The sequence below is a fragment of the Cronobacter sp. JZ38 genome, from assembly GCF_008932145.1.
GTDB classification, from domain to species: Bacteria; Pseudomonadota; Gammaproteobacteria; order Enterobacterales; family Enterobacteriaceae; genus Cronobacter; species Cronobacter muytjensii.
Genome location: NZ_CP017662.1, coordinates 2,826,386 through 2,840,332, shown reverse-complemented (window position 1 = coordinate 2,840,332; position 13,947 = coordinate 2,826,386). Strand labels below are relative to the sequence as shown.

The 13,947-nt window shown below is 58.7% G+C and carries 13 protein-coding genes; 6 read left to right on the top strand and 7 right to left on the bottom strand.

Features of this window, described 5'->3' with window-relative positions; all coding sequences use genetic code 11:
- Positions 1–99 precede the first annotated feature (99 nt).
- The 5 genes from lolC to cobB are packed head-to-tail and all read left to right on the top strand — an operon-like array spanning position 100 to position 5,003.
- A complete protein-coding gene (gene lolC, locus BJP61_RS13540; RefSeq protein WP_038863568.1) occupies positions 100–1,299 on the top strand; it encodes a lipoprotein-releasing ABC transporter permease subunit LolC in 1,200 nt (399 codons plus the stop codon).
- Positions 1,292–1,996 (top strand): lipoprotein-releasing ABC transporter ATP-binding protein LolD, encoded by a 705-nt coding sequence (gene lolD, locus BJP61_RS13535; protein WP_171998545.1) that lies wholly within the window; start codon positions 1,292–1,294, stop codon positions 1,994–1,996. The genes lolC and lolD overlap by 8 nt, the downstream gene beginning before the upstream one ends.
- Positions 1,997–3,241, top strand: a complete 1,245-nt coding sequence (lolE, locus tag BJP61_RS13530) for a lipoprotein-releasing ABC transporter permease subunit LolE (protein ID WP_038863565.1) — start codon at positions 1,997–1,999, stop codon at positions 3,239–3,241.
- A gap of 15 nt (positions 3,242–3,256) precedes the next feature.
- Positions 3,257–4,177, top strand: coding sequence for an N-acetylglucosamine kinase (gene nagK / locus BJP61_RS13525; RefSeq protein WP_171998544.1), 921 nt, complete (start codon positions 3,257–3,259; stop codon positions 4,175–4,177).
- 1 nt (position 4,178) lies between these two features.
- Positions 4,179–5,003: a Sir2 family NAD+-dependent deacetylase gene (gene cobB, locus BJP61_RS13520; RefSeq protein ID WP_171998543.1), complete on the top strand. Its 825-nt coding sequence runs from the start codon at positions 4,179–4,181 to the stop codon at positions 5,001–5,003.
- Positions 5,004–5,110: 107 nt separating this feature from the next.
- Here cobB and potD read toward each other — a convergent pair whose 3' ends face one another.
- Genes potD through potA form a run of 4 tightly spaced genes read right to left on the bottom strand, consistent with a single transcriptional unit; the run spans position 5,111 to position 8,952 of the window.
- On the bottom strand, positions 5,111–6,157 hold the full coding sequence (gene potD, locus BJP61_RS13515) for a spermidine/putrescine ABC transporter substrate-binding protein PotD (RefSeq protein WP_171998542.1): 1,047 nt from the start codon (positions 6,155–6,157) through the stop codon (positions 5,111–5,113).
- On the bottom strand, positions 6,154–6,966 hold the full coding sequence (gene potC, locus BJP61_RS13510) for a spermidine/putrescine ABC transporter permease PotC (protein ID WP_038863557.1): 813 nt from the start codon (positions 6,964–6,966) through the stop codon (positions 6,154–6,156). Before potC ends, potD begins: the two co-directional genes overlap by 4 nt.
- On the bottom strand, positions 6,963–7,820 hold the full coding sequence (potB, locus tag BJP61_RS13505; protein ID WP_038863556.1) for a spermidine/putrescine ABC transporter permease PotB: 858 nt from the start codon (positions 7,818–7,820) through the stop codon (positions 6,963–6,965). The genes potC and potB overlap by 4 nt, the downstream gene beginning before the upstream one ends.
- Positions 7,804–8,952, bottom strand: a complete 1,149-nt coding sequence (gene potA, locus BJP61_RS13500; protein WP_038863555.1) for a spermidine/putrescine ABC transporter ATP-binding protein PotA — start codon at positions 8,950–8,952, stop codon at positions 7,804–7,806. Before potA ends, potB begins: the two co-directional genes overlap by 17 nt.
- A gap of 287 nt (positions 8,953–9,239) precedes the next feature.
- On the opposite strand from potA, the gene pepT reads away from it, so the two are divergent.
- The gene (gene pepT / locus BJP61_RS13495) at positions 9,240–10,469 is read left to right on the top strand and encodes a peptidase T (RefSeq protein ID WP_038863552.1); all 1,230 of its coding nucleotides are present in this window, start codon (positions 9,240–9,242) and stop codon (positions 10,467–10,469) included.
- Between the two features lie 126 nt (positions 10,470–10,595).
- Here pepT and BJP61_RS13490 read toward each other — a convergent pair whose 3' ends face one another.
- From BJP61_RS13490 to phoP, 3 genes are read right to left on the bottom strand one after another with little or no spacing between them, the layout of a single operon-like run.
- Positions 10,596–11,717, bottom strand: coding sequence for a cupin domain-containing protein (locus BJP61_RS13490; RefSeq protein ID WP_171998541.1), 1,122 nt, complete (start codon positions 11,715–11,717; stop codon positions 10,596–10,598).
- Between the two features lie 49 nt (positions 11,718–11,766).
- The gene (gene phoQ / locus BJP61_RS13485; RefSeq protein ID WP_171998540.1) at positions 11,767–13,269 is read right to left on the bottom strand and encodes a two-component system sensor histidine kinase PhoQ; all 1,503 of its coding nucleotides are present in this window, start codon (positions 13,267–13,269) and stop codon (positions 11,767–11,769) included.
- Positions 13,270–13,941, bottom strand: coding sequence for a two-component system response regulator PhoP (gene phoP, locus BJP61_RS13480; RefSeq protein ID WP_038863548.1), 672 nt, complete (start codon positions 13,939–13,941; stop codon positions 13,270–13,272).
- Between the last annotated feature and the right edge of the window lie 6 nt (positions 13,942–13,947).

The following is a 13,947-nucleotide window of genomic DNA, read 5'->3' as shown; positions in this document are numbered from 1 at the left end:
AAAAACCCGGCGACAGAGTGGGTTAGTGGTTCCATAAATCAGATCTGGGCTTTATTATCGTTGATCACTTTGCATTAGCAACCGTACAAGACGGATTTCATGTATCAACCTGTCGCGTTATTTATCGGCCTGCGCTATATGCGCGGGCGTGCAGCAGACCGCTTCGGCCGCTTCGTCTCCTGGCTCTCTACTATCGGCATCACGCTTGGCGTGCTGGCGCTGGTGACAGTGCTCTCCGTGATGAATGGTTTCGAGCGCGAACTGCAAAACAACATTCTCGGGCTGATGCCGCAGGCGGTGGTCAGCGCATCCAAAGGCTCCGTTAACCCACAGCAGTTGCCTGCCGACCGCCTTCACTTGCAGGGCGTGAACCGCGTAGCGCCGCTGACCACCGGCGATGTGGTGCTGCAAAGCGCCCGTAGCGTGGCGGTTGGCGTAATGCTGGGCATCGACCCGCAACAGCGCGATCCGCTGACGCCGTATCTGGTGAACGTCAAACAGCAGGATCTGGCCGCCGGCAAATACAACATCATTCTCGGCGAACAGCTCGCGGGCCAGCTTGGCGTCAAACGCGGCGATCAGCTGCGCCTGATGGTGCCGTCGGCAAGCCAGTTCACGCCGATGGGCCGTTTACCGAGCCAGCGTCTCTTCACGGTGATTGGCACTTTCGCCGCCAACAGCGAAGTGGATGGCTATCAGATGCTGGTGAACATTCAGGACGCCTCGCGCCTGATGCGCTATCCGGCGGGCAATATTACCGGCTGGCGGCTGTGGCTGAACGAGCCGCTCAAGGTCGATGTGCTGAGCCAGCAGCCGCTCCCGGCAGGCACCGAATGGCACGACTGGCGCGATCGCAAAGGCGAGCTGTTCCAGGCGGTGCGCATGGAGAAAAACATGATGGGCCTGCTGCTGAGCCTTATCGTCGCTGTCGCCGCATTTAATATCATCACCTCGCTGGGGTTAATGGTGATGGAGAAGCAGGGCGAAGTGGCGATTCTGCAAACCCAGGGGCTGACGCGTCGCCAGATCATGGCGGTGTTTATGGTGCAGGGCGCGAGTGCGGGCGTCATCGGCGCGCTCTTTGGCGCGCTGTTGGGCGCGCTGCTCGCCAGTCAGTTGAATAACCTGATGCCGGTCATCGGCGCGTTTCTTGACGGCGCGGCGCTGCCGGTCGTAATCGAACCGCTGCAGGTCATCGGGATTGCGCTGGCGGCGATGGCCGTCGCGCTGTTGTCTACGCTTTATCCTTCCTGGCGCGCTGCCGCCACCGAACCCGCTGAGGCTTTACGTTATGAGTAATTCTGTGCTGTTACAGTGCGACAACCTGTGCAAACGCTACCAGGAAGGCAAAGTGCAAACGGATGTGTTGCACAACGTCAGTTTCAGCATCGATGCGGGCGACATGATGGCGATTGTCGGCAGCTCCGGCTCCGGCAAAAGTACGCTGCTGCACCTGCTGGGCGGCCTTGACACGCCGACTTCCGGCGACGTGATCTTCAGCGGACGACCGCTGAGTTCGCTGTCGTCCGCTTCCAAAGCCGAACTGCGTAACCGCGAGCTCGGCTTTATCTACCAGTTCCACCACCTGCTGCCGGATTTCACCGCCATGGAAAACGTGGCGATGCCGCTACTTATCGGTAAACAGCCAAAGGCCGAGACGGAGCGCCGGGCGCTGGCGATGCTCGACGCCGTTGGGCTTGCGCACCGCAGCAATCACCGCCCGTCGGAGCTTTCCGGGGGCGAGCGTCAGCGCGTCGCCATCGCCCGTGCGCTGGTAAATAACCCGCGTCTGGTGCTGGCGGATGAACCCACCGGCAACCTGGATGCGCGCAATGCCGACAGCATTTTCGATCTGCTCGGCGAGCTTAACAAAACCCAGGGCACCGCCTTCCTGGTGGTGACGCACGATCTGCAGCTCGCGAAGCGGCTGTCGCGCCAGCTTGAGATGCGCGACGGGCATCTGAACCCTGAACTGACCCTGATGGGGAGGGCGTAAATGGGTTCCGCGTTATCGTTACTGATAGGCCTGCGTTTTAGTCGTGGCCGTCGGCGCAGCGGCATGGTGTCGCTGATTTCCGTGATTTCGACCGTCGGCATCGCGCTTGGCGTGGCGGTGCTGATTGTGGGGCTGAGCGCCATGAACGGCTTTGAGCGCGAACTGAACAACCGCATTCTGGCGGTGGTGCCGCACGGCGAAATCGAGCCGGTCGAACAGCCGTGGCGCGGCTGGCAGGAGGTTGTGACGCGCGTTGAGAACGTTAACGGCATCGTGGCGGCAGCGCCCTACGTGAATTTCACCGGGCTGGTGGAGAGCGGGGCAAACCTGCGCGCCATTCAGGTCAAAGGCGTCGACCCGGCGCAGGAACAGCGTCTAAGCGCGCTGCCACGCTACGTGCAGAACAACGCCTGGCAAGATTTTCAGGCGGGCAAACAGCAGATAATCATTGGTAAAGGCGTTGCGGATGCGCTGAAAGTGAAGCAGGGCGACTGGCTCTCCATCATGATCCCCAACTCCGATGCCGACCATAAGCTGTTGCAGCCCAAACGCGTGCGTTTACAGGTGGCGGGCATTCTGCAACTCAGTGGCCAGCTCGATCACAGCTTCGCGATGGTGCCGCTGGCCGATGCGCAGGGGTATCTGAATTTAGGTGACAGTGTCACGGGTATCGCTATCAAAGTGAATGACGTGTTTAACGCCAATCAGCTGGTGCGTGACGCGGGCCAGGTGACTGACGCCTACGTTTACATCAAAAGCTGGATTAACACCTACGGCTATATGTACCGCGACATCCAGATGATCCGCGCCATTATGTATCTGGCGATGGTGCTGGTGATCGGCGTCGCCTGCTTTAACATCGTTTCCACGCTGGTGATGGCGGTGAAAGATAAAAGCAGCGATATCGCGGTGCTGCGCACGCTCGGCGCGAAAGATGGCCTCATCCGCGCGATTTTCGTCTGGTACGGATTGCTGGCGGGGCTGCTTGGCTCGGTCAGCGGCGTGGTGGTGGGCGTGCTGGCCTCGTGGCAACTGACGGCGATTATTCACGCGATTGAAAAACTGATTGGTCATCATTTCCTCTCCGGCGACATCTACTTTATCGACTTTCTGCCGTCGGAGCTGCACGCGCTGGACGTGGTGTATGTGCTGGTCACGGCGCTGGTGCTGAGCCTGCTGGCGAGCTGGTATCCGGCGCGGCGCGCGAGCCGCATCGACCCGGCGCGCGTGCTGAGCGGACAATAATTCAGGGAGCGGCGAATGTATTACGGGTTTGACATTGGCGGCAGCAAAATCGCCCTCGGGGTTTACGATGAAGCGCGGCGCCTGCAATGGCAAACCCGCGTGGCGACCCCGCACGACAGCTATGAACGCTTCCTCGACGCTGTCGCTACGCTGGTGGCAGAAGCCGATCGCCGATTTGGCGCTGCCGGTCATGTCGGCGTCGGCATTCCCGGTATTCCTGAAACCGACGACGGGCTGCTTTATGCGGCCAACCTGCCCGCCGCCAGCGGCAGGGCGGTACGGCGCGATCTCAGCGTGCGGCTTGGGCGCGAGGTGCGCATCGATAACGACGCCAACTGCTTTGCGCTCTCCGAAGCCTGGGACGACGACTTTCGCGCTTACCCGGTGGTGATGGGGCTAATCCTCGGCACCGGCGTTGGCGGCGGAATAATTGTTGACGGCAAACCGGTGACCGGGCGCAGCTTTATCACGGGCGAATTCGGGCATATCCGTCTGCCGGTGGACGCGCTGGCGATCCTCGGGCGCGATATCCCGCTGCTGCGCTGCGGCTGCGGTCAGCATGGCTGCATCGAGAACTATCTTTCGGGCCGGGGCTTTGCATGGCTCTGGCAACACTTCTACCATCAATCACTGGACGCGCCGGAAATCATTGCGCGCTGGCAGCAGGGTGACGCCCAGGCGCAGGCGCACGTGGAGCGCTACACTGACCTGCTGGCGGTCTGCGTCGCCAGCCTGCTGACCGTGCTGGACCCGCACTTGCTGGTGCTGGGCGGCGGCTTGTCGGGGTTCGCGCATCTGACGACGGCGCTCGCAGCGAAGCTGCCCGCCCATCTGCTGCCAGTGGCGAAAGTCCCGCGTATCGAGCAGGCGCGCCACGGCGATGCAGGCGGTATGCGGGGCGCGGCTTTTCTCCATCTCACACGCTCACGGAGTTGAAATGCAATCGCGTCGTCTGCACCGGCTGGGCCGGTTTCGAAGGAATAAACGTCGGCTGCGCGAGCGGTTGCGTCAGCGAATTTTTTTCCGGGACAGAGTCATGGTACCTGAAGTGATGAATAAACCTGTGGTAGTGGTGTTAACCGGGGCGGGCATTTCGGCGGAATCGGGCATTCGCACCTTCCGCGCCGCCGACGGACTGTGGGAAGAGCATCGGGTGGAGGATGTGGCGACGCCGGAAGGTTTTGCGCGCAATCCGCAACTGGTGCAGGATTTTTATAACGCCCGGCGGCGTCAGCTCCAGCAGCCGGAGATTAAGCCCAACGCGGCGCATCTGGCGCTGGCGCGGCTGGAAGAGGCGTTCGGCGACCGCTTTTTGCTGATAACCCAGAATATCGATAACCTGCACGAGCGCGCCGGAAATAATAATGTCGTGCATATGCATGGCGAACTGCTGAAAGTGCGCTGTTCGCAGAGCGGACAGGTGCTGGAGTGGACGGGCGATGTGACGCCCGACGATAAGTGTCACTGCTGTCAGTTCCCCGCGCCGCTGCGCCCGCACGTGGTGTGGTTCGGCGAGATGCCGCTCGGCATGGATCGGATTTATGAGGCGCTGGCGCGCGCCGATGTGTTCATTGCTATCGGCACCTCCGGTCATGTTTACCCGGCCGCCGGTTTTGTGCATGAAGCTAAGTTGCAGGGCGCGCACACGGTGGAGCTAAACCTTGAACCGAGTCAGGTTGGCAGCGAATTCGAAGAGAAGCATTACGGGCTCGCAAGCCAGGTGGTGCCGGAGTATGTCGAGAAGTTGTTGAAAGGGTTGTAGAAAGGGCGGGGGCGTTAGGCTTACCCGCCCTGCAAACCCGCCCTTTCGTCTGATATCACTGTAAGGCGGGTAAGCGAAGCGTACCCGCCCTGTCACCACGATGAACGTTAACGTCCCGCTTTTAACTTCTGGTAATACGACTCATAAATCGCGCTCGCCTCGCCGACGTCGTTCTGCCATTCACCTTTCTGAATGGTCGCATCGTCCGGGTAGAGCGATTTATCGTCCGCCACCTCTTTTTTGAGCAGCTTACGGGCGGCGAGGTTCGGCGTAGGGTAACCGATGGTTTCGGCAACCTGTTTCGCCACGTCCGGGCGCAGCAGGAAGTTAATCAGCTTGTGCGCGCCTTCGACATTTTTCGCATTCGCCGGAATAGCCAGGCTATCCATCCAGAAAATCCCGCCTTCCTTCGGCCAGACCACATCCAGCGGGGCGCCAGCCTGACGCGCCACCCACGCAGAGCCATTCCACACCATACCGAGATTCACTTCGCCTTCCAGATACGGGTTCGCCGGGTTGTCGGAGTTAAACGCCGCCACGTTCGGCATCAGCTTTTTCAGCTCGTTATAGGCCGCTTCGATCTCTTTCGGATTGGTGGTGTTGCCGGAAAGCCCGAGCTTGCGCAGCGCCATCTGGAACACTTCGCGCGCGTCATCGGTCAGCAGCAGGCTGCCTTTATACTCTGGCTTCCAGAGATCCGCCCAGGAGGTCACGCTCTTCGGGTTGATCGCATCGCTGTTTACGCCGATCGCCGTCGCGCCCCAGATATAGGGCACGGAATAGTCGTTATTCGGATCGAACGGCTTGTTCAGCATCGCCGGGTCCAGATTGTGAAAATTCGACAGCTTGCTTTTGTCGATCTTCTGGATCATTCCTTCCTTGCGCATCTTGTCGACAAAATAAGTCGACGGCACGATCAGATCGTACGCGCCCTGCTGATAAGTTTTAAGCCTGGCGTACATGGTCTCGTTCGATTCATAGGTCGAATAGATAACCTTGATGCCGGTCTCGTTGGTGAACTGCTCCAGCAGGCCTGGCGGCACATATTCGGTCCAGTTGTAGAAGTAGAGCGTTTTGCCGTCATCAGCGTGCGCAGCGCTCATACCGACCGCCAGAGCACCCGCTGCAAGCAGGTGGCGTGACCATTTTTTCATTTTACGTCCCCTGAGTTGAAGGCCTGGCGAGGCAGGCTTTTCGTTTTATCGCGAAGCAATAGCTGGCTTGCCAGTACCAAAACCAGCGACAGCGCCAGCAGAATGGTGGCGAGCGCGTTGACTTCCGGCGACACGCCCACTTTCACCATGGAATAAATTTTCAGCGGCAGGATTTCATAGCCCGGCCCGGTCACAAACGATGAGACCACGACGTCATCCATCGACAGCGTAAAGCTCAGCAGCCAGCCCGCCGCCACCGCCGGCATCGCCAGCGGCAGGATAATTTTGCGCAGAATAGTGATTTCGCTTGCGCCCAGATCGCGCGCCGCTTCAAGCATGCGTACGTCAAAACCTTTCAGCCTTGAATAGACGGTCACAACCACAAACGGCAGGCAGAAGGTGATGTGCGAGAACAGTAGCGACCAGAAGCCAAGCTGAATGCCCGCCAGCATAAACAGCACCAGCAGGGAAATCGCCATCACGATATCGGGCGACATCATCACCACAAACAGCATGCCGCTGACAAACGGTTTGCCGCGAAAACGGTAGCGGTAGAGCGCGACCGCCGTCAGCGCGCCGATGGCGGTGGCGAACGTGGCGGAGAAGACCGCCATCGTCAGCGAATGTTGGGCGGCCTGTAACAGGCTGTCGTTATTCATCAATAGGCTGTACCAGTTTGTGGTGAAGCCCTGCCAGTTAATGCCGAAACGCGAGCTGTTGAATGAGTTCACAATCAGGATCACGATCGGGATGTAAAGATAAGCGTAAATAGCGGCCATAAAACCGCCGCGCAGCAGTCGACCGATCATTCCAGCTCCACCTTCTTGTTAAGCAGGCGCGCGGCGCGCCAGTACACCAGCAGCATCAGGCCCATCACCAGCGTCAGCGTGATGCTGGTCGCCGCGCCGAACGGCCAGTCGCGGATGTTCAGGAACTGGCTCTTGATAACATTGCCGATAAGCAGGTTCTTTGCGCCGCCCATGAGATCGGAGACATAAAACAGGCCCATCGCGGGCAGCATCACCAGCAGACACCCGGCAATAATGCCCGGCATCGTCAGCGGCAGGATAATGCGCACAAAAGTTTGCAGCTTGCTGGCGCCGAGATCGCGCGCGGCTTCCAGCAGCGGCTTGTCGAGCTTCTCAATGCTGGAGTAGAGCGGCATCACCATAAACGGCAGCAGGATATAAACCAGGCCGATAATCACCGCTGACGGCGTATACATGATGCGCACCGGCGTGTCGATAACGCCGAGCCAGAGCAAAAACTCGTTCAGATAGCCGCGCGTGCTGAGAAACAGCTTCAGGCCGTAAATACGGATAAGCGAGTTCGTCCAGAAGGGAACTATCAGCAAAAACAGCAGCAGCGGGCGCACTTTCGCCGGCAGTTTCGCCAGGAACCAGGCAAACGGGTAGCCCAGCACCAGACACGCGAGCGTCGCCTGCAGCGCCATATTCAGCGAGTGCAGCAGCACCTGGAAATAGAGCGGGTCGAGCAGGCGCGCGTAGTTATCCAGCGTAAACACCAGGCTTACGAAATGCGCGTCGTCGCGGGTCAGGAAGCTGGTGGCGATGATCATCAGGTTAGGCAGGAACACAAACAGCACCAGCCAGCCGACGATCGTGGCGATCACCACATTCTGGAATTTACGCGAGCTCTTCATCGGCCAGCACCACCTCCCAGCTTTCCACCCAGGTCACGGCCATTTTCTGATCGAGAGAGTGGTCGAAATCCGGGTCGTCTTCGTTAAAGAATTCGCTGACCAGCACTATTTTGCCGTTTTCCAGCTCAACGACCGACTCCAGCGTCATGCCCTTATAGTTGCGCTCGCGCACAAAGCCAATCAGGCCGTCGGCGTCGCCTTCGCCATTGATCTCTTCAACGCGCAGATCTTCCGGGCGCAGCAGCACGTTGAGTTTCTGGCCGACCGCGACCGGGAAACTGACATACAACACACACTCGCGGCCTTCCACGTTCGCCCGCACGCGGCTGGCGTCGACGCGCTCGATGACTGTCGCCTCGAAGATATTGATCTCGCCGATAAAGCTCGCCACAAAGAGGTTTTTCGGCTCTTCGTAGATTTCACGCGGCGTGCCATCCTGCTCGATGCGCCCGTCGCGCATCACCACGATGCGATCCGACATGGTCAGTGCCTCTTCCTGATCGTGGGTCACGAACACGAAGGTAATGCCCAGCTTACGCTGGAGCGCTTTCAGCTCATTTTGCATCTGTTTGCGCAGTTTATAGTCGAGCGCGGACAGCGATTCATCAAGCAACAGCAGGCGAGGTTTATTGACCACCGCGCGGGCGATCGCCACGCGTTGCTGCTGGCCGCCGGAAAGTTGATGCGGTTTACGCTGGGCAAATTCCTCAAGCTGCACCATCTTTAATGCATCCATCACGCGCGGCGCTATCCCGGCGGCAGGTGTTTTCTGCATCCGCAGGCCGAACGCCACGTTTTCAAAGACCGTCATGTGCGGGAAGAGGGCATAGCTCTGGAAAACCGTATTCACATGGCGATGTTCGGCGGGAACGTCGGTAATGTCCTGCGAATCAAGGGTAATTCGCCCGGCGTCGGCGTTCTCAAGGCCTGCGATAAGGCGCAGCACGGTCGTTTTACCGCAGCCGGAAGGGCCGAGAAGCGTGAGGAATTCACCATGATTGATGGTCAGCGAGAAATCAGAAATGACGGTTTTACCATCAAAGCTTTTCCCGATATCCGCCAGTTGCAGAAGGGGGGAAAGCGAGCGCGGCTGTGTATTCAATTTTTTTACTCTGTCCCGTAAAAAACGCATCAAGAAGAAACCGGATGCGGGGTTTGTGATGAACCACCTTTGGGTCTGGCACATGATAAGGGCAGGCATTCTACGGCAAACCATTGAAATCTCCAATGCCACAGACGCTTTCTTGCCGGTATCGCGCGTTTTCCAGGGGTTTTCATTCATGCAGGCGCGCCAGGGGCGGATACCCCCTTTTTTCCCGGCAGGATTATTCCTCTTCGCCGGGTGAAAGGTGACCTGAAACAATATTTGTCTTTTAATGCTTAATGATAATGACGTCACAAAATAACAGGGGTGAGAACATGGATAAATTACTCGAACGTTTCCTGCAATATGTCACTATGGATACCCAGTCACGGGCCGGGGTGAAGCATGTTCCCAGCACCGAAAGCCAGTGGAAGCTGTTAAACCTGCTGAAAAACCAGATGGAAGCCCTGGGGATGACCCAGGTCATGCTGAGCGAGCACGGCACGCTGACCGGCACGCTGCCGTCTAACGTCAATAAGCCCGTCCCGCCCATCGGCTTTATTTCGCATGTGGATACATCGCCCGATTTCACCGCGAAGAATGTCAATCCGCAGATTGTCGAAAACTATCGCGGCGGGGATATCGCGCTCGGCACTGGTGAGGAAGTGTTATCGCCGGTCATGTTTCCGGTGTTGCATCAGCTACTCGGCCATACGCTTATCACAACCGATGGTAAAACGCTGCTCGGCGCGGACGATAAAGCAGGGGTCGCTGAGATCATGACCGCGATGGCGACACTGGCGCAGAGCGACATCCCTCACGGCGATATCCGCGTTGCCTTTACGCCGGACGAAGAGGTCGGCAAAGGCGCGAAGCATTTCGATGTTGGGGCGTTTGACGCGCGCTGGGCGTATACGATGGATGGCAGCGGCATCGGCGAGCTGGAGTATGAGAATTTTAACGCCGCCTCGGTGACCATTAAGATTGTCGGCAATAACGTGCACCCCGGCACCGCCAAAGGCGTGATGGTAAACGCGCTGTCGCTGGCCGCGCGCATTCACGCGCTGGTGCCCGCCGAGGAGAGCCCGGAGTGCACCGAGGGCTATGAAGGTTTTTACCATCTGCATACCATGAAAGGCTCGGTGGATCGCGCCGAGATGCATTACATCATCCGCGATTTCGACCGCGAGAATTTCGAAGCGCGTAAACGTCGCATGATGGATATCGCGAAACAGGTCGGCAAAGGGCTGCATCCGGATTGTTACATTGAGCTCGCGATTGAAGACAGCTATTACAACATGCGGGAAAAAGTGGCCGAGCATCCGCATATCATCGAGATTGCGCGTCAGGCGATGGTGGATTGCGGCATCGAACCGCAGATGAAACCCATTCGCGGCGGCACCGACGGCGCGCAGCTGTCGTTTATGGGCCTGCCGTGCCCGAACATTTTCACCGGCGGGTACAATTACCACGGCAAGCATGAATTCGCGACGCTCGAAGGGATGGAGAAAGCGGTGCAGGTGATTGTGCGCATCGCCGAGTTAACGGCGCAGCGGGCAGGGTAACCGGGGCGAACCGTGACATTAAAAAGGCGGGTGCGCTAACGCTTACCCGCCTTACAGATTAAGCCATCATTTTGTGGTTATGTCTCAGCGCGGGTCACTAAAGCGCACCCGCCGTCCCACACGCGGTTAATCCGCGAAATACCAGTAGCCGCTGTTAACCAGCGCGGCCAGCATCGCCAGGAATGACGGATCTTCCAGCGCGTCGCCGAACATCGCGTCATTCAACACGATTTCATTGGCGAGCTGATGCAGCGCCGGGCGGTGCGGGGTGTCTATCTTCTCGCCGTTTACGAATACCTCTTCGCCGATACGCAACACGCGCAGGCCACCCAGACGCACCAGCGAATCGCCCTGTTTCAGCGCGTCATAGATTTCATCTGGCTGATAGGGCGGCTCTGGCGGCGAGACGTCCAGCTCGTGACGTGACTGAGTAATAAATTCGCCAAACCACTCGTTGAAATGCGCCGGATCGCGAATAAGATCCAGCATCATCTCGCGAAGCTTGTCCACTTCCGCAGGCACGATATCCGCCGCATGCTCGCGGGCCGGCACGTCAGGGTCGCTGTAGCGCTGGCTGCCAAGTTCGCGCTGCAGCACGTAATCGGCGAAACCGCTGATAAGTTCGCGACCGCTCGGCGCGCGAAAGCCCACCGAATAGTTCATTGAGTTTTCCAGCGAATAGCCTTCATGCGGGAAACCTGGCGGAATATAGAGAATATCGCCCGGCTCCAGCTCTTCGTCGATCAGCGCTTCAAACGGGTCGACCTGCAGCAGATCCGGATGCGGGCAGTGCTGTTTCATCGGCACTTTTTCGCCGACGCGCCAGCGACGACGCCCCACGCCCTGAATAATAAACACGTCATACTGATCCAGATGCGGGCCTACGCCGCCGCCCGGCACTGAGAACGAGATCATCAGATCGTCGATGCGCCAGTCCGGCAGCGCGCGGAACGGACGCATCAGCGCCGCGCTCGGCTCATGCCAGTTATTCACCGCCTGCACTAAAAGCGACCAGTTATTTTCACCCAAATGATCGTAGATCTGGAACGGGCCGTGGCTCACTTCCCATTTGCCGTCCTGATGACTGACCAGGCGGCTGTCCACCTCGTTCTCCATCGCAAGACCGGCCAGTTCGTCCGGTGAGAGCGGGTCGACAAAATTCTTGATGCCGCGCTTTAACACGACCGGGCGTTTTTGCCAGTAGCGTTCAATGAAATCGGGCCAGTTTATCTCTACGTGGTAATCCATATTGTATTCCGCAGGCTCTGAAGATGAGTCGGATTATAACGGACGCGCGTCACTCTGCGTGGCCGTCAGACAGGTTTTTTCGCAGACTGGCGGAAGATTCGCCGGCGGGCGGCTGCTGGCGGGCGAAAACGACTTCCATCCTGGCGCCGCCGAGCGGGCTGCTGCCGGTGAGGATCTGCCCGCTGTATTGTTCAACCACTTCACGCGCCACCGACAGCCCCACGCCCTGGCCGGGACGCAGCGTATCGGCCCGCTGGCCGCGGTCAAACACCAGCGCGCGTTTACTCTCCGGAATGCCCGGACCGTCATCTTCGACCACCAGGTGCAGCGTATCATCCGCCACGCGCGCGGTGACCTCGACAAACTCCAGACAATATTTGCAGGCGTTATCCAGGACATTGCCCATGACTTCGAGAAAATCGTTTTTTTCGCCGATAAACACGATTTCCGGCGAGATATCGAGCGTAATACTCACGCCTTTGCGCTGGTAAACCTTGTTCAGCGCCGAGGTCAGGTTGTCGAGCAGCGGCGCCACCGGGTGCAGCTCGCGGCTCAGCAGCATATTGCCGCTGCGCATACTGGCGCGGTGCAGGTAGTAGCCAATTTGCTGTGAAATACGGCTGATCTGCTCAAGCATGACGGGCTCGGCCTGTTCGACATCGGTTTTGCCGGTACGCAGCGAACGCAGCGTACTTTGCAGCACCGCCAGCGGCGTTTTAAGGCTGTGGGTGAGATCGGTGAGCGTCGTGCGGTATTTCTCATAGCGCTCGCGCTCGCTTTTCAGCAGCCGGTTGAGGTTATGCACGAGGCTTGTCAGCTCGCGGGTGGTATAGGGGTTGAGCTGTTCCCGGTGATGCTCTTCCAGCTCGCGCACTTCGCGGGCCAGCGCCTCAATCGGGCGCAGGCTCCACCATGCCGCGAGCCACAGCAGCGGAACAACCAGCAGCAGATTCGCCGCGAGCACATAGATAAACCAGTTCCAGACGCTCCACGAGCTTTTCAGCTCGTCGGGGATCGTATCGACCACCACGACCGTCAGCGCGGGCAGGGTGGCGGTCGCGGGGTAAAGGTTCACCGCCACCGAGTGCGTGGTTTCGTCATCTCTTTCGGGATCGTATTCGTTCAGCCGTTTTTGCAGGGAGTGGTTGGTGCCCAGCAGTACGCGGGTGTCGCTAAAGCGCGTTTCCAGCTCGTGAAAACCGTTGGCGGAGAGCCATTCCGGGCGAATTTCTTTCATCAGCCAGGGTACGTCGCGCTGCGACCAGAGCAGTTTGCCTTTTTCGTTATAGATAAACGTCAGCGTCGGGCTCTGCCTGTCGATATGATCGGGGATCTCCACGCTCAGCCTGCCGTTTTCATAGCGGGCGAGCGTGTAAAACAGATTGCTCTCGCCGCGCAGCAGGCGAAAGGTGGTTTTATCGAAACTCACGCTGTAGCCCACCAGCGCCACCATGCCGTAAGCGAGCGAGAGCACCAGCACGACCGCCGCCGTCGCCAGCAGAAAGCGAACCCGCAGCGAGAGCGGTAAAAAGTGACGCAGGAATTTTTTCATTTAGCGCAGATCGAACCGGTAACCCTGGCCGCGAACCGTGGTGATCGCCTCGCCGGGGTATTCCGCCTGAATTTTTTTGCGCAGGCGTCCCATCAGGACGTCAATGGTGTGGCTTTCACGCAGCTCGGCGTCCGGGTAAAGCTGGAGCATCAGCGAATCTTTGCTGACCACTTTACCGGCGTTGCGGATAAGCGTTTCCATAATGGTGTATTCGAAGGCGGTCAGGCGGATCAGGTTATCGTTAATGGCCACTTCGCGGCGTGAGAGATCCACCACAAACGGCGGCATGGAGATCACCTGTGAGGCAAGCCCGCTGTTACGCCGCAGCAGCGCCTGCATCCGCGCCACCACCTCTTCGATGTGAAACGGCTTGGTGACGTAATCGTCCGCGCCCGCGCCCAGCACTTCTACTTTATCCTGCCAGCCTTCACGGGCGGTGAGCACCAGAATCGGCAGCGTGATATCGTGCGAGCGCCAGCGGCGGATCAAACTGAGCCCGTCTTCATCCGGCAATCCGAGATCGACAATCGCCACGTCCGGCAGATGTTCATTGAGGTAATAATCGGCTTCTTTGGCATCTTCCGCCGCATCCACCTGATGCCCCAGCTCAGAGAGCTGCACTTTCAGATGATGCCGCAGCAGAGCGTTATCTTCGACGACCAGCACGCGCATGCGACG

Coding starts and splice junctions, on each gene's coding strand:
- potB (WP_038863556.1), bottom strand. CDS start 7,820: ATGAAGAGCTCGCGTAAATTCCAGAATGTGGTGATCGCCACGATCGTC.
- phoP (WP_038863548.1), bottom strand. CDS start 13,941: ATGCGCGTGCTGGTCGTCGAAGATAACGCTCTGCTGCGGCATCATCTG.
- potD (WP_171998542.1), bottom strand. CDS start 6,157: ATGAAAAAATGGTCACGCCACCTGCTTGCAGCGGGTGCTCTGGCGGTC.
- phoQ (WP_171998540.1), bottom strand. CDS start 13,269: ATGAAAAAATTCCTGCGTCACTTTTTACCGCTCTCGCTGCGGGTTCGC.
- pepT (WP_038863552.1), top strand. CDS start 9,240: ATGGATAAATTACTCGAACGTTTCCTGCAATATGTCACTATGGATACC.
- nagK (WP_171998544.1), top strand. CDS start 3,257: ATGTATTACGGGTTTGACATTGGCGGCAGCAAAATCGCCCTCGGGGTT.
- lolC (WP_038863568.1), top strand. CDS start 100: ATGTATCAACCTGTCGCGTTATTTATCGGCCTGCGCTATATGCGCGGG.
- BJP61_RS13490 (WP_171998541.1), bottom strand. CDS start 11,717: ATGGATTACCACGTAGAGATAAACTGGCCCGATTTCATTGAACGCTAC.
- potA (WP_038863555.1), bottom strand. CDS start 8,952: ATGCGTTTTTTACGGGACAGAGTAAAAAAATTGAATACACAGCCGCGC.
- lolE (WP_038863565.1), top strand. CDS start 1,997: ATGGGTTCCGCGTTATCGTTACTGATAGGCCTGCGTTTTAGTCGTGGC.
- cobB (WP_171998543.1), top strand. CDS start 4,179: ATGCAATCGCGTCGTCTGCACCGGCTGGGCCGGTTTCGAAGGAATAAA.
- lolD (WP_171998545.1), top strand. CDS start 1,292: ATGAGTAATTCTGTGCTGTTACAGTGCGACAACCTGTGCAAACGCTAC.
- potC (WP_038863557.1), bottom strand. CDS start 6,966: ATGATCGGTCGACTGCTGCGCGGCGGTTTTATGGCCGCTATTTACGCT.